The 21360-nt window shown below is 68.2% G+C and carries 22 protein-coding genes and 4 pseudogenes; 11 read left to right on the plus strand and 15 right to left on the minus strand.

All coding sequences use genetic code 11. The features are described from left to right. The first annotated feature begins 333 nt into the window (after positions 1–333). Together ACFWJX_RS40110 and ACFWJX_RS40115 are read left to right on the plus strand one after the other, a co-directional pair. On the plus strand, positions 334–900 hold the full coding sequence (locus tag ACFWJX_RS40110; RefSeq protein WP_383251966.1) for a VanZ family protein: 567 nt from the start codon (positions 334–336) through the stop codon (positions 898–900). A 146-nt stretch (positions 901–1046) separates the two neighbouring features. Continuing rightward, positions 1047–1789 (plus strand): annotated as a pseudogene (locus ACFWJX_RS40115) (hemolysin III family protein). Between the two features lie 161 nt (positions 1790–1950). On the opposite strand, the gene ACFWJX_RS40120 reads toward ACFWJX_RS40115, so the two are convergent. Next, the gene (locus ACFWJX_RS40120; protein ID WP_383251968.1) at positions 1951–2259 is read right to left on the minus strand and encodes a hypothetical protein; all 309 of its coding nucleotides are present in this window, start codon (positions 2257–2259) and stop codon (positions 1951–1953) included. 99 nt (positions 2260–2358) lie between these two features. Here ACFWJX_RS40120 and ACFWJX_RS40125 point away from each other — a divergent pair, with 99 nt between their 5' ends. Continuing rightward, positions 2359–2715, plus strand: coding sequence for a PRC-barrel domain-containing protein (locus tag ACFWJX_RS40125; protein ID WP_383251970.1), 357 nt, complete (start codon positions 2359–2361; stop codon positions 2713–2715). 36 nt (positions 2716–2751) lie between these two features. Then, on the plus strand, positions 2752–2919 hold the full coding sequence (locus tag ACFWJX_RS40130; RefSeq protein WP_383251972.1) for a hypothetical protein: 168 nt from the start codon (positions 2752–2754) through the stop codon (positions 2917–2919). 76 nt (positions 2920–2995) lie between these two features. Here ACFWJX_RS40130 and ACFWJX_RS40135 read toward each other — a convergent pair whose 3' ends face one another. Then, complete coding sequence (locus ACFWJX_RS40135) at positions 2996–4231, minus strand: PP2C family protein-serine/threonine phosphatase (protein WP_383251974.1); 1236 nt, start codon at positions 4229–4231, stop codon at positions 2996–2998. A 659-nt stretch (positions 4232–4890) separates the two neighbouring features. Here ACFWJX_RS40135 and ACFWJX_RS40140 point away from each other — a divergent pair. The 5 genes and pseudogenes from ACFWJX_RS40140 to ACFWJX_RS40160 form a co-directional block, all read left to right on the plus strand. Beyond that, positions 4891–5679, plus strand: a complete 789-nt coding sequence (locus tag ACFWJX_RS40140) for a hypothetical protein (protein WP_383251976.1) — start codon at positions 4891–4893, stop codon at positions 5677–5679. Further along, the gene (locus ACFWJX_RS40145) at positions 5600–8452 is read left to right on the plus strand and encodes a hypothetical protein (protein WP_383251978.1); all 2853 of its coding nucleotides are present in this window, start codon (positions 5600–5602) and stop codon (positions 8450–8452) included. The genes ACFWJX_RS40140 and ACFWJX_RS40145 overlap by 80 nt, the downstream gene beginning before the upstream one ends. A 60-nt stretch (positions 8453–8512) precedes the next feature. Further along, complete coding sequence (locus ACFWJX_RS40150) at positions 8513–8857, plus strand: RHS repeat domain-containing protein (protein ID WP_383251980.1); 345 nt, start codon at positions 8513–8515, stop codon at positions 8855–8857. A gap of 65 nt (positions 8858–8922) precedes the next feature. Beyond that, on the plus strand, positions 8923–9120 hold the full coding sequence (locus ACFWJX_RS40155; protein ID WP_383251982.1) for a hypothetical protein: 198 nt from the start codon (positions 8923–8925) through the stop codon (positions 9118–9120). Between the two features lie 545 nt (positions 9121–9665). Further along, positions 9666–9995 (plus strand): annotated as a pseudogene (locus tag ACFWJX_RS40160) (IS701 family transposase); the annotation flags it as partial. 227 nt (positions 9996–10222) lie between these two features. On the opposite strand, the gene ACFWJX_RS40165 reads toward ACFWJX_RS40160, so the two are convergent. The 10 genes and pseudogenes from ACFWJX_RS40165 to ACFWJX_RS40210 form a co-directional block, all read right to left on the minus strand. Next, complete coding sequence (locus ACFWJX_RS40165; protein ID WP_383251984.1) at positions 10223–10918, minus strand: DedA family protein; 696 nt, start codon at positions 10916–10918, stop codon at positions 10223–10225. 5 nt (positions 10919–10923) lie between these two features. Next, positions 10924–11679: a hypothetical protein gene (locus tag ACFWJX_RS40170; RefSeq protein ID WP_383251987.1), complete on the minus strand. Its 756-nt coding sequence runs from the start codon at positions 11677–11679 to the stop codon at positions 10924–10926. Continuing rightward, positions 11676–11855 carry a hypothetical protein gene (locus ACFWJX_RS40175; protein ID WP_383251989.1) on the minus strand — a complete coding sequence of 60 codons (180 nt, stop codon included), beginning with the start codon at positions 11853–11855 and terminating at the stop codon, positions 11676–11678. The genes ACFWJX_RS40170 and ACFWJX_RS40175 overlap by 4 nt, the downstream gene beginning before the upstream one ends. 179 nt (positions 11856–12034) lie before the next feature. After that, complete coding sequence (locus ACFWJX_RS40180; RefSeq protein WP_383251991.1) at positions 12035–12475, minus strand: tetratricopeptide repeat protein; 441 nt, start codon at positions 12473–12475, stop codon at positions 12035–12037. Then, complete coding sequence (locus ACFWJX_RS40185) at positions 12472–13032, minus strand: LLM class flavin-dependent oxidoreductase (RefSeq protein ID WP_383252021.1); 561 nt, start codon at positions 13030–13032, stop codon at positions 12472–12474. Before ACFWJX_RS40185 ends, ACFWJX_RS40180 begins: the two co-directional genes overlap by 4 nt. Continuing rightward, positions 12936–13571 (minus strand): LLM class flavin-dependent oxidoreductase, encoded by a 636-nt coding sequence (locus tag ACFWJX_RS40190; RefSeq protein WP_383251993.1) that lies wholly within the window; start codon positions 13569–13571, stop codon positions 12936–12938. Before ACFWJX_RS40190 ends, ACFWJX_RS40185 begins: the two co-directional genes overlap by 97 nt. A 111-nt stretch (positions 13572–13682) precedes the next feature. Next, complete coding sequence (locus tag ACFWJX_RS40195; protein ID WP_383251994.1) at positions 13683–14150, minus strand: MarR family winged helix-turn-helix transcriptional regulator; 468 nt, start codon at positions 14148–14150, stop codon at positions 13683–13685. Between the two features lie 143 nt (positions 14151–14293). Then, positions 14294–14524: a hypothetical protein gene (locus ACFWJX_RS40200; protein WP_383251996.1), complete on the minus strand. Its 231-nt coding sequence runs from the start codon at positions 14522–14524 to the stop codon at positions 14294–14296. Between the two features lie 73 nt (positions 14525–14597). Next, a complete protein-coding gene (locus ACFWJX_RS40205) occupies positions 14598–15548 on the minus strand; it encodes an NmrA/HSCARG family protein (RefSeq protein WP_383251997.1) in 951 nt (316 codons plus the stop codon). Between the two features lie 84 nt (positions 15549–15632). Further along, a pseudogene (locus ACFWJX_RS40210) lies at positions 15633–15799 on the minus strand (alcohol dehydrogenase catalytic domain-containing protein); the annotation flags it as partial. Here ACFWJX_RS40210 and ACFWJX_RS40215 point away from each other — a divergent pair. Further along, a pseudogene (locus ACFWJX_RS40215) lies at positions 15770–15958 on the plus strand (response regulator transcription factor); the annotation flags it as partial. The pseudogenes ACFWJX_RS40210 and ACFWJX_RS40215 overlap by 30 nt on opposite strands. Before the next feature lie 527 nt (positions 15959–16485). Here the strand turns inward: ACFWJX_RS40215 and ACFWJX_RS40220 are convergent. Then, positions 16486–16806 carry a hypothetical protein gene (locus ACFWJX_RS40220; RefSeq protein WP_383251999.1) on the minus strand — a complete coding sequence of 107 codons (321 nt, stop codon included), beginning with the start codon at positions 16804–16806 and terminating at the stop codon, positions 16486–16488. A 220-nt stretch (positions 16807–17026) separates the two neighbouring features. Between ACFWJX_RS40220 and ACFWJX_RS40225 the strand changes: the two genes are divergently transcribed. Continuing rightward, the gene (locus ACFWJX_RS40225; protein ID WP_383252001.1) at positions 17027–19909 is read left to right on the plus strand and encodes an FAD-binding and (Fe-S)-binding domain-containing protein; all 2883 of its coding nucleotides are present in this window, start codon (positions 17027–17029) and stop codon (positions 19907–19909) included. 214 nt (positions 19910–20123) lie between these two features. Here the strand turns inward: ACFWJX_RS40225 and ACFWJX_RS40230 are convergent, their stop codons facing one another. Both ACFWJX_RS40230 and ACFWJX_RS40235 read right to left on the minus strand, forming a co-directional pair. After that, positions 20124–20633, minus strand: coding sequence for a nuclear transport factor 2 family protein (locus tag ACFWJX_RS40230; protein WP_383252003.1), 510 nt, complete (start codon positions 20631–20633; stop codon positions 20124–20126). A gap of 226 nt (positions 20634–20859) precedes the next feature. After that, the gene (locus ACFWJX_RS40235) at positions 20860–21327 is read right to left on the minus strand and encodes a MarR family winged helix-turn-helix transcriptional regulator (RefSeq protein ID WP_383252005.1); all 468 of its coding nucleotides are present in this window, start codon (positions 21325–21327) and stop codon (positions 20860–20862) included. Between the last annotated feature and the right edge of the window lie 33 nt (positions 21328–21360).

Here is a 21360-nt window from a genome sequence, read left to right on the forward strand (position 1 = left end):
CTGCCCAGCTCTCGTCCCGATCGGTCGGCCACTCCATTCCCTCGCCCCAGGCACCCCCACAGGCAAAGCGACGCCCCGTACGCCAGGCACCGTAGAGCCCACTGACAACCGCTGCCCATTTCCGTCACGCCGCATGCCGCAGAAGACCCGCATCGGAACTCGTGAGGTTGGAAGAGGCTGCGAGCATGACACACTCAACTGGTCCGTCGGTGACCAGTGCCCGCCTCGGTCGTCGACTTCTTCGGACCGGACGGACTCCCGCGTAGCGCCTGCCGCTTCACGTCGCGGACATCGGAACGTCCAAAAGCAAACCAATGTGGCTAGGAGATCGTAATGGCGCGGATGGTCCTGCGTGATAAGACCGCGACGAAACTCGGGGACCGAGTTTCCGGAAAACCTCCCATGTCTGTGCTCGGCCGGGTAATGGCCATGCTGTTGGCCTTCGCGGCGATGGTGGGGTTCGCGGTGGTGCTGGCCCGGTTGACGCTGGAACCGTCGGCGGCTTCCGTGCCGTTGACGCACAGTAACCTACGCCCCGGTGACTCCATCCGTGCCTATCTAGCCCAGCCCGCGTCCCTTGACACGGTCAAGCAGCTCGGCGGCAATATCGTGATGGGTGTGCCGTTCGGTGTGCTGCTGCCGGTGCTGGTGCCCCGAACGCGAGGGCTGGTCCGGGTGGCGGTGGTCACCGCCTTCGTGATGCTCCTCGTGGAACTCGTCCAAGGAGCCCTGATCATCGGGCGTACCTTCGACATCGATGACGTTCTGCTCAACACCACAGGTGCTCTTCTGGGTTACCTGCTGCTCGGCCTCTGGTTGGGCCGTGCAGTGCATCCCCGGCGCCGTCACTGGTGGCACCGATTCACCAAACACCCGGTGACTGCTACGGATCGGGCATAGCTGATTCCTCACGCTGTTCAAGGTGCGTGAACGGTGAGCGGCACGGCTGTCTCGAACCCAAGGCCCAGGTCGCCGAGCATCGCGGGACACAGCGCCTCGTCCTCCCTCGAACGGCCCGAGATCAGTGCGGCGGGGACCATTCCGGCGTGGAGCCAGCCACGCAACCTGGCGGCCATGGCCTGCTGGGGTGTACTCGGTCACCGCCTGGCTGCTGTTCGCAACGAAGGGCCATCTACCACGGCGGCACCTGGGGGTCGCTCGGCGAGGCTCTTCTGCGACGGCTCGGCCACGCCAACATCTTCCTCATCACCGCCGGCACATGTACCCCCCTGGCCATACTCCTCCCCCCGCCGGAACAGCGGTCCGTGCTGCTGTGGATCGTGTGGGCGGGGGCATTGGCCGGCATCGCCTTCCGGGTCCTATGGGTCGGAGCCCCGCGCTGGTTGTACACCCGTGCTACCTGGCCCTGGGATGGGCACCGGTGCGCTACCTCCCCGACTTCCTGCCCGCCGGCGGGGCAGCCGTACTCGCCCTGGTTGTGGTCGGCGGCCTCCTCTACAGCGCGGGCGCTATCGTCTACACCATCCAGCGACCCGACCCTTCACCCCGCTGGTTCGGCTTGCATGAGGTCTTCCACGCCCTGACCGTGGCAGCCTTCACCGCTCACTACATCGCCATCTCCCTGCCACCTACTGACCACGACAACGTTCCGGCTCGCGCCGCTCGTCACACACGCTGCCGCGGGCTGGCCGCGACGGACCGGTATTGGCGCTTCCTGGAAGCGGTCACCCGGTACTTGGGTGGCCCATTCCTGCTCACTGGATCTCCCCAGGCACAGGCCATGACCTGCGGTCGGACGCCACAACGGAGGGGCGGCAGAAGAACGTGATCTCCGACGCGTTCATGCGCGCCGAGGACCAGATGGCCTTGGCGGCCGCCAAGCTCGACAACCCGAAGCGTTCATCGCCAGCCGGGGCGGGCCCGTCACGCCGGAAAGGTTCATGCTGGCCCGCTGGTGGGATGCCGCGACGGTCCTCTACCACCGTCTCGTCATGGGAAACGGCCGGCTACCGGCATGTCACCCGAGCAGGGCACGTTCACTGCCAAGGTCTGCCGGGCGGTGAAACGCGCCGTCGGCAGCGTCATCCGGTACAACGAGTCCCTGACCCGGCGACCGACTTCCAGCAGCGTAAGCCGTTCAACGAACTCATGATGACCCTGGCCATCGGCGGCCCGCACAGCGCCAGCGGCCACGCCACGGCCGTCGCGCGCGTCACCGGATGCGGCTGCGGGCAGTACGCAAACACCAGCAGCGCCGACCCAGACCGAATCGGCCGAGGAGCGACGAGCCGTGATCACTCGGCTCTCCATGGGTGTGATGCCTCGTAGGAAGGTAAGGAGAGAGCAAGGGAAGGACGAGACAGTGGTCCTTCAGCTGACCTGTGACGGAGGGGTTCCGTGTTCGAGGCGGAAGACATCAGGGAATGGCGCGGCCACGATGTGGTCGACCGTGAGCGGCACAAGATCGGCATCCTGGAGGCGATCTACGTCGACACGGCCACGGACCAACCCGCGTTCGCGACGGTCACGATCGGCCTGCCGACCCGGCACCGGCTGGTGTTCGTCCCCTTCGGCGGCGCGACCGTCGGTCCCGGTTATCTGAAGGTCGCCTACGACAAGAAGCAGGTCAAGGAAGCGCCCTCGATCGGCACGGGCGGTGAACTGCTTGCGGAGGACGAGAAGGCGGTATTCGCGCACTACGAGCTGCCCTACCGAACGGGTGCGGGCGGCGAACGTCGCCTCGCCCGCCGCTGATGCCCCACCAACTTTCCCCACCATGAGGTGACACGGATGGCTCTCTTCCTCCTGCTGGTCATCTTGGCCATCGTGGTCGGCATCATCGGAGTGGTGACGAAGGGCTTGTTCTACCTGCTGGTCATCGGTGTGGTGGTTCTGCTCGCCGACTTCGTCCTCCTCAGCCTGCGCTTGGGCCGTCGGCGCAGGCGCCTTTCCCGGTGATGCGGTCACCCGGGGCAGAACACCCCGCTTGCCCGCCCAAGGGCCGGCCGAAGCGGGCTACTGGAGCGGTTTTGAGTCATCGCCGAGTGGTCCGCCCCATCCGTGATGGGGCGGAGGCGTCGCTGAGGTCGGCGCCGGTGGCGGCGTCACGCTGGGAGGGGCCGACGCCGTGCCAGTCCAGGCACATAACGGTCGCGTCGTCCTGCAGGTGCCCCTGGTTGGCGTCGACGACCGCCGCGATGAGGGTGCGGGCAGCCTCGCGGGGATGCAGCGCCCGGGTGCGCACGATCAGGTCCGACAGGTCGAGGCTGCCTGCGTTGCGCTCCAGCATGCCGTCGGTCAGCATCACCAGCCGGTCACCCGTTCGCAGCTCCAGCGACTGAACCCGGTAGGTGTGAGGGCCAGGGAAGCCGAACGGCAGATCGATCTTCGGAGTGATCTCCCGCACCTGTCCGTCCCGCATGCGCAGTGGCCAGGGATGCCCGGCGTTGACGAACTCGGTCCTGCCGTCGATCAGGCTGATGCGCAGGAGCTGGCCGGTGACGTAGCTCTGGCGACCGTGCTTACGCATGGCCTGGTCGGCCTGACGGGCCTGTTCGGCAAGGTCGCCACCGGCCCGCCGTGCCCGGCGCAGGGCGCCGACGGCAAGGGTGGCCAGCAGCGCGGCCTCGACGTCGTGCCCCATGGCATCGGTGACGGAGAGCTGGACCGTGTCCCGGTCGATCACGTAGTCGAAGGTGTCGCCCCCGACATGGTCGGCCGGCTCCAGCGCCCCGGCCACCGCGAACTGCGCCGCCTCGCACGCCAACGAAGCGGGAAGCAGCCGGTGCTGGATCTCCGCGGCCAGACTCAGCGGGACGGTCCGGCGGCCCCATTGGTACACGTCGGTGAAGGACCGGTTCGCGATGACGATGTACGCCAGAGCGTGCGCGGTCTCACCAACCTGCCGCATCACCTCCGCACCCGGCGTCGCGGGCAGGAACAGTTCGAGGAGCCCGATGGCGTCCCCGCGATTGGTCACCGGGGCGACGACCCGCACCAGCGCGCCCTCGCCCTTGTCCTCGACGCTCGGCCGCTGGCTACGGATCACGTCGTCGTACAGGGTACCCAGCAGCGTGATGCGCCGAGCGGGCTCATCGGTCTCGACGCTGCCCGCCGCCCCCAACCGTACGACCGAGCCGCCGGTGAAATCGGTGATCAGGAACGACACCGACACGGCCCCGAGGTGCTCCTTGAGCATGCGCGCGACCACGTCAAGCGACTCCACGGGCGCTGCGGCCTCAGCCGCCGCCAGCGCCCCAGCCAAGGTCATGGCCCTGCCCCGGCCACCCCCGTTCTCGGGAGTACGAGTGGTCGGCCCACGGTCCCCGTCGGGCCCGCATACGGTCACGGTGACTCCTCGCTGCTCGCTGGTGCTCACGGCTCCGTCCCGGGTGCGCGCGAGGGGGCTGGCGTCAAGCCGGGTGTCGGACAGATGCTACGGCACCAAGAGCCCTTGAACGGATGCGCCTGTCGGCCAACCGGACGTCGAACGGCCCGGCATCAGCGCCACTCCGTGGAGCACGCCCAGGTCTGGCAGCCATCCGGCCCACCAGAATTTATGTCCCACTGGCACCGGCGGCGACCCATGGTTCTTGCTGATGCTGCGCTCCAGCCTGCGCGATGACGCCCGGACGTCGCAGGGGCGGTGCGGACTGCACGCATGCCGCGCCAGGGCGGCCACGTCCGGAGCGGTGCTGTCGGTGACGTTCAGCCCCAAGGCCCTTGCCTCGACGGGGCCACCGTCGATGTCGTCGCCGCGTCCACAGCCACCGTCTTGCCGGTGGCCTGCGCCTGGGCGGAGGCCCGCGCCTTGTCCAGCGGCACCTGCGGCGACGAAGCGTCAGGCAGGGAATCTGCGCGGGCGGCCGTCACCGCTCCGGACCGTGGCGCCGTCACGCCTGCCTACGGGGCAAGTTGGGGGGATCGATCATGGCCAGGACAGCATGGCTGAGACAAAGCGTGCGCCGTATCAGCGCCCGTCACCGAGCCGTCGGCGTCATGGTGGCGCTGGCCCTGGCCGTACCCACCACCGTCCCCGCTGCCGCGCAGGCCCAGGATCTTGCAGGCGCCCCGGCAGTGCAGCAGACCCGGCCGGTGAAGGGGGTCACGACACTCACACCGCGCAAGCTGACGGTCAAGGACCAGACCAAGCGAGCCTTCCGCCCAGCCAAGGCCCACTGGCCTGCCGCGGCGACCGGCACCGCAAAGCTGGCAATCCCGCAGACCGGCGCGAAGCAAGGCGCCAAGGCATCGGCCTCCGGCACCCCGGTGTGGGCCCGCGCGCTGGACCCGGCCAAGGGCTCCTACCAGGGCCCGAACAGCGTCACGGTGCGCGTGCTGCCGCAACAAGACGCCAGCAAACTCGGCGTGGCCGTCGTCGTCCTCGCGGTCCAGCCCTCAACCGGCGGCCAGGGCGGAGGCAGTCGGTGGCGCCGAGACGATGATGCTGGCGGCGACCGCCACCGCCTCGACGGCATCCGGGGCGGCCGGCGGCTACGATGCGACCGCGCTGGCGCCGTCCGGCTCGTGGACGGGCGGAAGCTCGTCGGGTGCTTTCACCTACAGCTACCCCATTGCCCCAGCCCCGTCGTCGGGTTCGCTCAAGCCGTCCGTGGGCCTGGCATACGACTCGGGCTCGGTGGACGGACAGACGTCCTCCACCCAGGCTCAGGCTTCCTGGGTGGGCGACGGCTGGGCCACGCCCGATTCCTACATTGAGCAGAACTTCACCTCCTGCTCGGAGAATCCGGGAGGCAGCGCTTCGCCGGTGTCCAGCGGGGACCGCTGCTATGACGGACCCATCCTGACCATGTCGCTGAACGGCTCGTCCACCTCCTTGGTGAAGGACGACACCAACGGGACATGGAAGCTGGCCGACGACAACGGCGCGACCGTCAAGCACGTCACCAACTCGAACAACGGCTCAGGCACCTACAACACCGACTACTGGATCGTGACCGAGCGGGACGGTACCCAGTACTACTTCGGACGCAACCAGCTGCCCGGCTGGACCTCCGGCAAGGCTACGACCAAGTCGGTGGAGAGCGTCCCGGTGTACTCGGCGCACTCCGGCGACCCCTGCTACGACTCCTCCGGGTTCAGCGCCTCGGTGTGCACCATGGCCTACAAGTGGCACCTCGACTACGTCGTGGACGCGCACACCGACGCCATGGCGTACTACTACGCCCAGAACACCAACTACTACGGCGAGGAAAACGGCGCCCACAACGTCTCCTACGTCCGTGACTCCTACCTGGCCCGCATCGACTACGGCTTCCGCGACGGCGGCGCCTACGGCACAGTGCCCGACCAGGTCGTCTTCACCACCGCATCCCGCTGCACTCTCGCAACATGCGACCCACTGTCGGCAAGCACCGCCGCCAGCCAGTACCCGGACGTGCCCTACGACCTGGTGTGCGCATCGGGGGCGACCTGCCCCGCGCACTCGCCGTCGTTCTTCTCCACCGTCCGCCTGTCCTCGATCAAGGTGCAGCAGTACAGCGTGACGGCCGCCAAGTACCAGGCGATCGACACCTACACCCTGCACCAGACCGAACCGGCCACCGGTGACGGCACCTCGCCCACACTGTGGCTGGCCTCGATCACCCACGAGGGGAACGACACCACCGCCGGCGGCTCCACCTCCCCGATCACACTGCCGGACGTCAAGTTCGCCGGCGTGGACATGAAGAACCGGGTCGACACCTCCAACTTCCCCGGCCTGTACCGCTATCGGATCTCCGGCATCACCAGCGAGATGGGCGGGCTGACCTCCATCGGCTACGACCTGCCGGAGGCTTGCACCGCCAGCTACGTGGCCTCGGCTGACCCGAAGACCAACACGAAGTCCTGCTATCCGGTGTCCTGGCCACCCAAGGACTACCTCAACCCGATCACCGACTGGTTCGAGAAGTACGCCGTCACCCAGGTGCTGGAGCCCGACAGCACCGGCGGCGCGGTGGCCAAGAAGACGAACTACACCTACAACGGCGGCGCCGCCTGGCATCACGACGACAACGAGCTCGTCAAGGCCAAGTACCGCGCCTGGGGCCAGTTTCGCGGCTACGCCAGTGTGGAGACCCGCACCGGCGACGGCGCCAACGATCCCCAGACCAAGTCGGTCACCTCCTACTACCGCGGCATGGACGACGACTGGCTGTCCTCCTCCAGCCGCCGTTCGGTGAACGTGACCGACTCCCAGGGCGGGGCGCACGCCGACAGCGACCAGCTGGCGGGCAATGCACTGGAGACCACCGCCTACACCGGTGTCGGCGGCAGCGTGGACCACTCCGCCGTCACCTCGTACTGGATCTCCGCCGCCACGGCCAGCCGCGCCCGCCCGGGCCTTCCAGCATTGACCGCCCGCACCACCAACGTCGCCGAAACCTGGAACCGTCAGGCCCTCACCGGCGGCAGCACCACGAACTGGCGCGTCACACAGACCGACAACACCTACGAGGACACCCCAGCGGACGACAACTTCGAGCTGCTGACCCACAGCTACACCCACACGCTGCCCGCCGACGCCGCGTACGACCAGTGCACCGCGATCACCTACGCGAAGGCCAACAGCGCCGCCAACCTGGTCGGGCTGGAAGCCTCCAAGGAGACCGACTCGGTCGCCTGCGCCGGCTTCACCCAGAACACCCCGGCCACCGTCCCGAAGACCCTCAACACCCTCACCGCGCCCACCAGCGTCTCCCGCCCCGACCAGGTGGTCTCCGCGACGAGGACGTACTACGACGACACCAGCTTCGCCACCGCCTTCCCGCAGACAGCCGCGCCCACCAAGGGCGAGATCACCATGACCCGGCACGCCTCGGGCTACAGCGGCGGCACGTTCACCTGGCAGACCCAGACCCGCGCCACCTACGACACCTACGGCCGCCCCAAGGACGGCTACGACACCAAGGGCAACAAGACCACCACCAGTTACACCGTGGACAGCGTCGGCCTGACCACCGGCACCACGATCACCAACGCCAAGAACCAGACCAGCAGCACCACCACGCACCCCACCCGCGGCCTCACCGTGGCCTCCACCGACGCCAACGGGATCACCGCGAAAGTTCGCTACGCCGCGCTCGGGCGCACCACCGAGGTGTGGCAGCACAACCGGCCCACCACCGCCCCCGCCGACGTCAAATACTCCTACACGGTCTCCCAGACCGGCCAGTCCGGGACCACCACCCAGACACTGAACGACTCCCTGGGCTACGTCACCTCCTACACCCTCATCGACTCACTGGGCCGGGCGCGGCAGAGCCAGATGCCGACCCCGCAGGGCGGCCGGCTGATCACCGAGTCGTTCTACGACTCGCACGGCTGGGTGTGGAAGAAGAACAACGCCTACTGGGACGCCAACAGCCTCCCTGCCCTGGCGCCAGCCTCGGTGCAGGACTCCCAGATCCCCAATCAAGACCGCTACACCCTCGACGGCCTGGGCCGCGTCGTCGTCGCCGACTCCCAGCAGTACTCGGTGCTCAAGTAGAAGACCACCACCGTCTACAGCGGAGATGCCACCACCGTCATTCCGCCGACCGGCGGCACGGTGCAGACCACCCGCACCGACGCCCTGGGCCGCACTACTGAGGTCGACTCCTACAGCGCCCGGCCGGCGCTCACCATTCCCCTCAACACCTTCACGGGTCTGTTCTCCGTCTCCGGCGGCATTTTCAACGCGATCGTCTACGGATACGACGGACACGGCAAGCAGAGCACCGTCACCACCAAGGGCAGCACCTGGACCACCGTCTACGACCTGCTCGGCCGCGCGACGTCCAAGACCGACCCGGACGCCAGCACGACAAGCATGATCTACGACGCGGTCGGCAACCTCACCCAGACCACCGACGCTCGCGGTAAGAGCGTGTCTCCTCCACGTACGACGTTCTGAACCGACAGACCGACGAGTACGCCTCCAAACTGGCCGCACAGGCTCCGGGCGCGAGCGGCAACGAGATGGCCGCCTGGACCTACGACAACGACAACGCTGTCTCCGGCGTCACCAATGCGATCGGCCAGAACACCACCGCCACCTCCTACAACGCCGGCAACACCTACACCACCCAGCAACTGGCCTTCAACGCCTTCGGTAAATCGCTCGGCCAGTCCATCACCATCCCGGCCGTGCACGGCGCCCTGGGCGGCAAGACCTAGACCTTCCGCCACACCTACAGCGCCGACACCGGCCTGCTGTACACCGACAAGTACCCCCTCGGCGGCGGCCTGCCCAACGAGATCGTCACCCACGGCTACTCCACCGCCCTGGACCTGCCCAACGGAATAGGCACCCCCTCCTACGGCTACGCGCAAAACACCACCTACAGCGCCTACGGCCAGGTACTGCAGGAAACCCTGGGCATGGGCACGAACCTCGCCTACCTCACCAACACGTACGACCCCCACACAGGAGCACTCACCGACCAGCTGGTGACGCGCTCCGCCGCGCCGGCGAAGGCGCGCCGGCGAAGGTTGACGAGCAGAACTACACCCACGACCTGGCAGGCAACGTCACCAAGCAGGTCACCACGCGCCTGGGCGCCACCGCAGCCCTTGAGACCCAGTGCTACCAGTACGACGAACTCGTCCGGCTCACCCAGGCATGGACCGCCACCGACGACTGCAACGCCGCACCGGACGTGAGAGCGGAGGCAGCATCTGCCATCTGGGGGAATTGGAGCCCCAGAAGTGTGCTGCGGTGGCGTGTTGCTCGGGCGGCATCCAGTGTTGAGTGGGACGGCGTCCTGCCCGTCCAGACACTCCTCGTCGAATGGCCGGACGGCCAGGACACTCCGACGGACTACTGGATATCGAACCTGCCCGCCACCACTCCGGTCGCTGACCTGGTGCGGTGGGCGAAGATGCGCTAGCGGATCGAGCATGACTACCGCGAGCTCAAGCATGGCCTCGGGCTGGACCACTTCGAGGGCCGCACCTGGCGCGGCTGGCACCACCACGTCACCCTCGTCACCGCCGCTCAGGCATTCCTCACCCTCCGGCGGCTCGACCCAAAAGTCCGCACACCGGCCTAACTCTCTACCAGGTCCTCGACGTTCTTCAGGACCTGCTGAGGTGCTGGACCGGTACCTGCACCACCTGCGGACGCCCCCTGCCCCGCCCTCGGAGCAGCCGCAGACAGCCCACAATCTAACGAAGCACTACTTAGATTGGCGGCCTTCGCACCGGCGGTGGTCGCGGCCTCGGCCTGTTTCGAGTCCAGCGGCACCACCGCCAGCTCAGCACCCTCGAATCCCATGAGTCACCTTTCCTGTGAATACGTGAGCATGTGCAGTGGTTCCTGCACGGAGGTCTGCGTCGCTCCAGCCGACGCCACCACCGTTGTCCTGCCCCGCACGGCGCGGCGACGGCGCCTGTGCAGTCGTACGACGATGAGGACCACAGCCCCCGCGGCGGCGAGCCCGACAACGGCGATCGGGCCCACCGAGTGGAGCACCTCGGTGACGGCCGCCCCGGCGAAGTAGCCGAGGAGCACATTGCCGACGCCCCAGACCAGCGACGCGAGCGTGCTGAAGAAGAAGAACCGGCGGTACGGCATGCCGGAAGCCCCTGCGGCGAAGGGCAGGAAGGTGCGGACGAAGCCAATGAACCGGCCCGCGAGCACGGCCATGCCGCCGTGCCGCAGCAGCAAGTCCTGCGCCCGTCGCATCCCGTTGCCGGGCCGGATACGGCGGGCGAGTCGCGCATGCGGGCGTCGCTTGCACCGGCGGCCCAGCGCATAGCCCAGGTTGTCGCCGGTCACCCCGCCGGCCACCACCAGAGTCGCGAGCAGCAGCACGTTCAGGTCGCCCCGCCCCGCGATCGCGGACGCAAGGAGGATGGCGGTTTCGCCGGGCACCAGCAGGCCCAGGAAGGCGCTGGTCTCCGCGGCCGTCATGGCGAACACGATGACGTACGACCACCATCCGGCGGCCTCGATCAGAGCATCGACGTTCATGGCCGTCAGCCCCTCAGCCGCACCGGCGCGGACTCCGCGGCGGTCCAGGACCGCGACGGCTCGGCCCGGGACGCGGTCGGAGTCACGTGTCCCTTCCTGCCGCGCCGGGCGTCGTGCCGGTCGAGGAACGGCCCGGCCGCGTACCACGCCAGGAGCGGGGCGCCCGCGGCAAGCAGTACGCCGTGCAGGTGACGGTCCGTGGCCAGTACCGAGGCCGCGACCGTGGCGAGGGCGAGCAGCAGCACGGCAGCCCGGACGTGTGGCCGCGTGCCTGCGGCGATCACCCCCAGCGCGACCAGCACATACGCGCTCGTGCCGACGCCGGGCAGGGCCAGGTAGTCATGGACGAGGGATGCCTCGCGGTCCGGCCAGCTGTGCGACACGGCGAATGCGGTCAGACCGCCCATGGCGGTCAGCAGCAGCGCTAGAGCAAGGCGTGCGTAGACGGCCGGATCCCGGCGGGCCAGCCAGAGAAGGGCCAGCGCCAGCAGCGGCCACTGGGCCACGGTGTGGATCCAGGCGAGGCCTTGCCCCGCGTCGTGTCCGAACGCCGCGGCGCTGTCCGCGAACCCGGCCGCCCAAGGGCGCAGGTGCTCGGCGCCGGAGGACGCGAAACCGACGGCGGGGAAGGGTTGCTTGCCCGCGAAGGCCACGAGGAGAACGACGTACACGAGCGCGGCCGCCGTCAGGCCCACCACTGCGTGCCGCAGGTTCCGTGGTGCTCTCCCTCGTCGTGCGGTGCAGGCGGTCAGCGAACTCACCGGAGCGCTCCACTGACGCGATCCATGCCATGCCCGCAGGCCTCACCGGCGGCCGGTGCCGGGTTCAGGCCGAATATCTCAGCCGCCCGCCACAGCGGCATGACAGCGGTGACCTGCTGGTTCACCACGGACGACAGCGAGGTCCCGCCGGCCTGCGCGGTGCTGAGTGAGTTCACGGCAACCTCCTACAGTTGATACATCAACAGCTATCCTTCGCCAGCTTTGTTGATATGTCAACCCAGTCGCATTTCGGCGGCATGGGACACGCACCACTCTCATCCAGCCCGACCAGGCCGCAGAACATGACGGAGGGGCACCGGATCGACCGGTGCCCCTCTTCCGCGTGCCCGCTGCTTCAGGCGTGGGCGGGCAGCTCACCCGAGAAGGCGGCGGCCATCCGCAGCCAGGGCGCCGCCTCGTCGCCACGCCCCTGGCGTTCCAGGGTGCGGCCCAGCATCAGATGGGCGTAGTGCTCCACCGGGTCGCGGTCGATGACCTGATGCAACTGCTCCTTGGCGCGCCCCAGTTGCGCGGAGTGGTAATAGGCACGGGCCAGCAGCAGCCGGGGACCGGTCTGTTCCGGGACCTCCTCAACGACGGCAGCGAGGAGACGGGCGGCGGCGATGTAGTCCCGGGCCTCGAAGAGCAGTTGGGCTCTCTCCCAGCGTTCGAGGACGCCCTCCTCGTGCGGCACGCCGACGCCGTTGTCGAACAGGTGCAGAGCACTGGCCCAGCGGTCGGGCGCCACTCCTGCCCGCGCCGGGTGGCCGTTGAGGTTGTCGAAGCCGTCGGTCATTGAAACTCCCTTCCTGTCGGCCCCTGCGCGAGGCCGGAGAGCAGCGAGGCGTGGGTGGGGGCCTCAGGCACGTCGGCCGGTCGGCCGACAGCGAACTCCTTGCGCAGTACCGGGACCACCTCCGCACCGAGCATGTCGATCTGCTCCAGCACCGTCTTGAGCGGGACTCCGCCGCCGTCCACCATGAACAGCTGGCGCTGGTAGTCACCGGCGTAGTCGCGGAAGCTGAGCGTCTTTTCGATGACCTGCTCCGGGGTGCCGACGGTGAGCGGGGTCTCCTCCATGTACTCCTCCATGGACATCCCGCCGCCCATCACCGGTGAGCGGTCGAAGACCGGGCGGAACTCGCGTAGGGCGTCCTGGGAGTTGCGGCGCATGTAGACGTGACCGCCGAGACCGACAATCGCCTGCTCGGCGCTGCCGTGACCGTAGTGCGCGTACCGCTCCCGGTACAGGTCGATCATCTTCCCGGTGTGTTCCTTCGGCCAGAAGATGTTGTTGTGGAAGAACCCGTCGCCGTAGTAGGCGGCCTGCTCGGCAATCTCCGGTGACCGAATGCTGCCGTGCCAGACGAACGGCGGTACGCCGTCCAGCGGCCGCGGGGTGGAGGTGAACCCCTGGAGCGGCGTACGGAACTTCCCCTCCCAGTCGACGACGTCCTCGCGCCACAGGCGGCGAGCAGGGCGTAGTTCTCGACGGCGAGGCTGATCCCGTCGCGGATGTCCTTGCCGAACCACGGATAGACCGGGCCGGTGTTGCCGCGGCCCATCATCAGGTCCACCCGGCCGTCGGCCAGGTGCTGGAGCATCGCGAAGTCCTCCGCGATCTTCACCGGGTCGTTCGTGGTGATCAGCGTGGTGGAGGTGGACAGGATGATGCGCTCGGTCCGGGCGGTGATCCAGCCCAGCATCGTGGTCGGCGACGATGGCACGAACGGCCGGTTGTGATGCTCGCCGGTCGCGAACACGTCCAGGCCCACTTCCTCGGCCTTCTGTGCGATGGCGACCATCACCTTGAGCCGCTCGTGCTCGGTCGGCGTACGGCCCGTGGCCGGGTCCATGGCGACATCACCGACAGTGAAGATGCCGAACTGCATCGCGATCAGCCTTCCCACTATGTTGATACATCAACTATCACTCCACAACGTGCCCCGTCACATCCGTATTCCCGCTGCGCGCATCAGCCATCGTCGAGCACGAGCCGAACATCAGCACTGCTTCTGCTCCAGTCGTTCGACGACGCGGTCCGCCACGCGGGCGAACGTCTCCAGTTCGTCGGGGGTCAGGGGCTCGATGAACAGGCGCCGAACCTCACGGACATGGCGGGGCGCGGCTTCCGCGATCACTTTTCGCCCCTCCGGGGTGATGACCACGAACGCGCCGCGGCCGTCCTCGGGACATTCCTGCCGGCCCACCAACCCGCGCTTCACCATGCGGGTGATCTGGTGCGACATCCTGCTCTTCTCCCACTCCAGGCGCCTGGCCAGATCCACATGGCGCATGCGGCCGCCGGGCGCCTCCGTGAGGTTGACGAGCACGGCGTAGTCGGAGCCCGACAGGCAGGACTCCACCTGCAGGCCGCGGGACAGGCGCCCCTCGAGTCTCTCGTACATTCGAATGACGCTTCGCCAGGCATGCTGCTCCGCCGGGGTGAGCCACTGTGACTGTTCGTTCATCTGAACGAGTGTAGGCTATTTGTTGACTTGTCATCTACTGTGGACCTGTGATTTTCGGCGAACGGCCCGAGCGTCAGTCCAGTTCCGCCGTGAGCCACTGCAGGACATCGGGTGTCACGGAGTCCGTGATGTCGGCGAACTCGTCATGTCTTCACCGGCGATAGGTGACCGGCACTGGCGGGCGCGGACGGGCCGTGGTCGGCCAGGCGCTGTACGAGGCCGCCGAGGCTGGTGAGCAGTTCGCCGGGGTCGAGTAGGGCCGTGCCGGGGGCGTCGAGCGCGAAGGAACCACTGCCGGCATGCTCGCCGAGTCCGTTCACGACACCTCTCGCTCGGTGCGACACCTCGTCGTGCTCCACCGGGGCCGGTCCCATGATCGGCGTTCCGGGCGTCCGCGCCGGCGTGATCACGCCCTCCGGGGCGCTCTGACGGCCCTGATGTGTCGTCTCAGCTGACGCTGACCTTCGAGGCGTTCTCGGCCAGCCAGCCGTCAAAGATCCTCAGCTCCGGGTTGATCTCCCGCAGCCGGTTCAGATCACGGGCGCCGGTGAACTCCTGATCGAAGTCGCCGTAGTACTGGAACATGTTGCCGATCTCGTCGGCCCCCGGGAAGCCCAGGCCACGGAAGACGTCGTAGGGCACAGCCTGGAAGCGCACCGGCTCGCCGAGCGCCGCCGCCAGCTTCTCGGCGTACTGGGCACCGGTCAGGTGGTCGCCGGCCAGGTGGAGGGTGGCGCCGATGAACTCCTCCGGGCGCTTGAAGACGGCGAGCGCCGTCCGGCCGATGTCCGCCACGTCGATCCCGGCGAGGAGCTTGCCGTCCTCCAGCGGCAGGGTCAGCGTCAGCACACCGTCCTCGCCGCGCTGGGGGCCCATCGCCTGGGCGAAACCCTGGAAGAAGAAGGTGGTGTTCAGGAAGGTCGTCGGCACCCCGGCCCGCGTGAACAGTTCGTTGGCCTCACCCTTGGCGTCGAAGTGCGGCACGTTGTACTTGTCCTGGAGAACCGGCATCCGGTCGTCCTCCACCGGCAGCAGTTCGCGGGTGTCCTCCAGCGTCGACCAGACCACGTGCCGCAGTCCCGTGGCCGCGGCGGCGCGGACCAGGACCTCGACCTCCCCCGTTTCCTTGGCCGCCGAGCCGTGCGCCCAGAAGTTGGTGACGAGGAAGGCCCCGTAGGCACCCTCGAACGCCTTGTGCACGGTCGGCTCGTCGTGGAAGTCCGCCCGCACGACCTCGGCACCGAGCTCAGCGAGCTCCTTGGCCGCGGGCGAATCGGGGTTCCGGGTGAGCGCACGCACGGTGAAGCCGGAGTCCGGGGCGGCGAGGATCGCCCGCGCCATGCCCCCGCCCTGTGCCCCCGTCGCTCCGGTGACCGCGATGACCTTCTTGTTTCGCATGGCCTCTGCTCCTGTCCACTCAGGTAGGTTGATGTGTCAACTTAAGATAGACCCGGCGGATTGACGCGTCAACTTTGCGACGAGACCCGAGGCCACTCTCGTCGGCAACTTTTCGCCGACAACCTCCACGGTTCCGGCCGCCTCGTAGCCGAAGAGGAAGGGGAAGTCGTCGCTGATGCCGCCCTGTTTGTAGTGGAGGTCGGTGTGGCAGACCTGCATGCCTGGAGACGCTCAGCGATCGCGAAAGCGATGTCCTGGTCGCCATTGGCAGGGGCAGGAGCAGGGGCAGGACGAACGCGGAGATTGCCGAACAGCTCCACCTCGCCGAGTCCACGGTCAAGAAACACGTCGGACGGGCTTTGGCCAAGATCGGGTGCGCCACCGCATCCAGGCCTGATCACGGCGGATAACCCCAGGGCGATGGCCTTCAGCTCCGAGGGCTTGGACAGCGCGGCCGTCTACTGGATGTTGCCGAAGTGGCTGCCCTCGAACACGCCGACACGGCCGCTGGCTGCTCTCCGTGCCGATGGCGCTGAAGGGACCAGCTCAGTTTGATCATCACCAGCGAGGGCGCCATTTCGCGGGCGAGGCGGACGATCCGAGCGGCGGGGATGGTGGTCAGTCGCTCTGCCCAGGGGGCCTTCGGGACGCCGTCGACCGTCCCGCGCAGGTAGAACCCGGTGCAGCGCGTGGAGAGGAAGGCACGGTCGGCGAGGTTCTCGGCGTTTAGGACGAACGCGGGGTCAGCATCAGGGCGGCGTCGCTGCCGGGCAGGAGCGCGATCCACTCGGCCTTGCGTCGGCGTACGTGTCGTGCGCGATCGGCGAGATGCCGAGATGCGGCATCCTCGGGCCACCGCCCACTGAATCTCATGACGTCCGCGCTCCCTCACCACGTGCGGGAGCAGGATCCCGGACGCGCCGACGCCGTGGTCGCGTCACCCGGCGACATATCCGTCCAGGTTGTTCAGGGGCCGGTGGATCTGACTCTGGGCATGAGGGAACCGGCCCGCGCTGGCCCAGCCGTACGACGCCCCGCACGCGGCGGACAGACCGCGCTCGGCATAGACGCGGGCGAGCTCATCGCTCACCAGGTCGACGGCCTGCTCCCAGGACACTTCGACCAGGGGGTTCGGTGCCGCGGCCCACTCCACTGCCGGGGCCGTTCTCCAGCCAGCCGAGGCGGACAGTCGGACGGAGCACTCGGGTGGGGTGTGCCGCGCGGACGCCACTCCCGAGCAGGTCAGATGCGTCGGCATGATCACGCTCCGTTGTCACGGCCTCTGGCTCAGGCCAGGCATGCGTGCGAGGCGGCAGACACCGGTGAAAATGCCGAGGGCCGGGCTCATGGCTCGTGTGCCCTCCAGCGTAAGGTGACATATCATCCAGTAGTGTTCGGATGAGTGATCTTCGGTGTATCCGATGCGCGACGACCGGCTTCCCGCTGCGGCCCCGCAGGCTGAAAGGACAGACTCTGACGTGACTGCCCCCCTGAACGTCTTGTCGAGGATCGAGGCGGCCGGTGTGTCAGTGGAGACCTCGGGACTCCGGCTCGCTGCGTATTCCTACGACGCCTCCAACTACCGCGTTCCACCGCTGGCCCTCGTCTTCCCGCGCAGCGTCGACGATGTCGTCGCGGTCGTGAGGGCATGTGCCGCCACCGGTACGCCCGTGGTCGGCCGGGGCGGGGGAACCTCCATGGCCGGCAACGCGATCGGTCCCGGCGTGGTGCTGGACTTCTCCCGCCACATGAACCGGATCCACACGATCGACGAGACGTCCGGCACCGCCGATGTCGATGCCGGCGTCGTGCTCTCGGTGCTCAGCCGCTCGGCGGAGGGCGCCACCGGTGGCGCCCTCACCTTCGCGCCCGACCCCTCGTCGAAGACCCGCGCCACGGTCGGGGGCGCGATCGGGAACGACGCGTGCGGAAATCACTCCGTGCGGTACGGGCGGACGTCGGACCACGTCGTTGAACTCGACATCGTCACCTCGGACGGCGTACGGCTCACGGCGTTCGCCGGCGGACTGCGCGCGACCGACCACGAGGACGCGCACGCGGTGGCCAGAGCCTTCGAGCTCGGCGAGCAGCTCAAGGAGCTCGCACAGGCCAACCTCTCCCCCTTCCGCACGGAGCTGGGACGCATCCAACGGCAGGTGTCCGGCTACCACCTCTCGCACCTGCTGCCGGAGAAGGGCTTCGACATCGCCCGGGCCCTCGTCGGCTCGGAGGGCACCTGCGCCCTCGTGGTACAGGCCCGGATGAGGCTCGTACCGAAAGCTCCGAGCGCGCTCCTGGTGTGCCTGGGCTACGCGGACGTCGTCGACGCCGCACGGGACATCCCCACCATCCTGGAGTTCTCGCCCGCCGCCGTGGAAGGCATCGACGAGGTCATCGTCGACACGATGCGGCTGCGCCGCGGCGCGGACTCCGTCCTCGGCATGCCCAAAGGCAAGGCGTTTCTCTACGTCGACCTCGACGGCGAACGGCCGGAGGACGTAGCCGCCGATGCCGCCCACCTGCTCGAACGCCTGAAGGCGGACGGGCGCCTGGTGGACGGCCGCGCGGTTCCCGATCCCCACGAGCGGGCCACGCTGTGGCGGGTACGCGAGGACGGTGCCGGTCTGTCGTCGCGGCCCGCGAGCGGCGGAGAGTCCTGGCCGGGGTGGGAGGACTCCGCCGTCGCCCCGGAACGTCTCGCCGACTACCTGGCCGACTTCCGTAAGCTCCTTGACGACTACGGGCTGACGGGCATCATGTACGGCCACTTCGGGGCCGGATGCATGCACATCCGCATCACCTACGACCTGCGCACCGACGCGGGCCGGAAGGTGTACCGGGACTTCACCGCCGCGGCCGCCGAACTGGTCGTACGGCATGGTGGATCGCTGTCCGGTGAACACGGCGACGGGCGGGCCAGATCCGAGTTCCTCCCAACCATGTACAGCCCGCCCGTGCTCACCGCCTTCGAGGCCTACCGCGCCATCTGGGACCGCTCGGGGCTGCTCAACCCGGGGACGATCACCCGGCCGGACCCGATCGACGCGAACCTCGCACTCGCCGGAGTCCCCGACCGCGAGTGGCGCACCCACTTCGCGCTCAGCCCCGTCGACGCCCAGGAGGCCGGGACGGACCCCTGGGTCCACGCTGTGCAGGGATGCATCGGCGTGGGACGGTGCCGTGCGGATTCCGGCGGCGTCATGTGCCCGAGCTTCCGGGCCACGGGTGACGAGAAAGACTCCACCCGCGGCCGTGCCCGAGTGCTCCAGGACATGGTCCGGGGTGCGCGGAGCGTCGGCGAGGGATGGCGGTCGGAGGATGTCCGCGGGGCTCTCGACCTCTGCCTGGCGTGCAAAGCCTGCTCGCACGACTGCCCGGCGGGCGTCGACATGGCCACGTACAAGGCCGAGTTCTACTCCCACTACTACGCGGGGCGCATGCGGCCCATGTCGCACTTCTCGCTCGGCTGGCTGCCGCGCTGGCTCAAGCTCACGGGTTGGGTCAGCCCGCTGGTCAACGCGGTGTTTGCCTCACCAGTCGGCAAGGTCGTGGCCCGGACCGGGGGCCTGACGACCGAACGGGCGCTGCCCCGGTTCACCTCGCGGCACAGGCTCCGCAAGGAGTTGGCGAGTCTCGGTGGCGACGCGGGGGGAGGTGCCGATGTCGTCCTGTTCGTCGACTCGTTCACCAAGGGGTTCCGGCCGGAGGTGGCCGGTGCCGCCGCGCGGGTCGCGGCCGGCTCGGGCCGCCAGATCACCTGCGAGACCGACGCGTGTTGCGGATTGACCTGGATCTCGACGGGCCAGCTCGACACAGCGAAGAAGGTGCTGTCGAAGACCGTCTCGAAGCTCGACGACGGCACGGACACGCCCATCGTCGTCCTCGAGCCGAGCTGCGCGGCCGCGCTGAAGCAAGAGGCCCCGGAGCTCCTGGGCACCCAGGCGGCCGAGCGGGTGTCCGCCCGGGTCCGCAGCTTCGCGGAAGCCGTGACGGAGTGGGTCGACGGTGGTTGGCGGCCCCCGACGGTGCCGTCTGCGGTCACCGTGCAGACCCACTGCCACGAGTACTCGACCTTCGGTGCCGCCGTCCAGCGCAAGGCCCTGGCGGCACTGGGCGTCGCCAAGGTCACCGAGGCCACGGGATGCTGCGGCGTCGCGGGCACCTTCGGGTTCGAGGCCGAGCACTATGACGTCTCCATGAAGGTCGCCCAACAGGCCCTCGCCCCCGCCCTGAAGCGGGCCGCACCGGGCACACCGGTCCTCGCCGACGGCTTCAGCTGCTCCATGCAGGTCAGGCAACTCGCCCCCGACCGGCAGAGCTTGCACCTGGCGGAACTCATCGATCCGCGGGCGGAGGGCTGAGGGAGCGGCGCGGCTTTCCGGCCGGTTCGGAGAAGCAGGTCGGATGTGAAGCCGACTGTCATACCCGCACCCCAAAGGGGCGCGGGGCTGTGTTGATAGGCGGTTCCGCCGCGACGGGGGCCCCGATCGAGCGAAGTCGAGAGTGGAGGAGCGACCAGCTACGACGGTGCCGTGGACGATCGACGACACGTCCCGGCATCCTTCAGCGGAGCGCCTAGCTCGTAGGCGCCGGCGCGTCGATGGTCTGCACGCGGTTCTCGATCTCCCACTTGCCGTTCACCTTGCGGAACTTGTCGGTGAAGGTGCCGGTGCTGTAGACGGAGTGCTCCGTCTCGTTGCGGGCGATCCAGTACCAGGAAGTGGCTGTGGCGGTACTGCCGTTCACGTCGATCTTCTCGGGCCCGGTCATGTGCCGCAGCCCCTTGGTGAAGCCCGTCTCGATAGCCTGGTCGAACGCGGCCTCAATCTCGGCGCGGCCGTCAGAGCCGGGGTTGAACGGGCTTTCATAGTGGCCGTCCTTGGTGAACAGGTTGGCGAAGGCCGCGGTGTCCTTCAGATCGACGTACATCTGGCTGCGGTCGATCACTTCGCGGATGGCGAACCGGTCGGCGGCACTGTCGCCGCCCTCCGTGGCGGTGGCGCTTCCACCCGTCAGCGTTCCCGCGACCACGGCACCGGCGAGCGCGGCGACAACGGGGATGGACACCTTGCGGACGGTCTTCATGTCGGCTCCTTGTCAAAGCAGAATCACACACTGGTCGTCGGCCGCCGGAAGGCGTATAGGCCGTATCGGCCCTCATCCAGGGCTCTGCAACCCATGCAGAGTTGATGTGTCATCTAAATGTAGAGAGTGGTAGATGACGTGTCAAGCGGCGAAATGAAACGAGCCCTGACCGCGTCAGAACCGGCTCCCCGGCCCTACCCTCACAGCCGAAGGCCCGTGCAGCCGATCAGACGTGATCCTCGTCCAGCTTCGCCACCACCCGGTCGGAGATGTCGGCCAGCGTCCGTAGCTCCGCCGGGGTGACATGGTCCAGGAACAGCTCTCGCACTGCCTCCACATGCAGCGGCGCCGCCGCTTCGATCGCCGCCCGTCCGGCGTCCGTGATCACCACGAAGGCTCCCCGCGCATCCTCGGGGCACTCCTCGCGGATCACCAGCCCTCGTCCGGCCATCCGCGCGATGTGGTGGGACATCCGGCTCTTCTCCCACTCGAGCGCCCGGGCCAGATCCTGGTAACGCTGCCGGCCTTCCGGCACATCCGTCAGGCTGACCAGCACGCCGAAGTCCGCGGCCGAGAGCTTCGACTCGCTCTGCAGCATGCGTGACAGGCGGCCCCCCAGCCGCTCGTGCAGCCGGACAAAGCTCCGCCAGGCGTGCTGCTCCTCCGCCGTCAACCACCGCACTGCGTCATCCATACAATCGAGTGTAAAGGTGTTGACTAGTCACCC

The organism is Streptomyces sp. NPDC058335 (assembly GCF_042723915.1).
GTDB lineage: Bacteria > Actinomycetota > Actinomycetes > Streptomycetales > Streptomycetaceae > Streptomyces.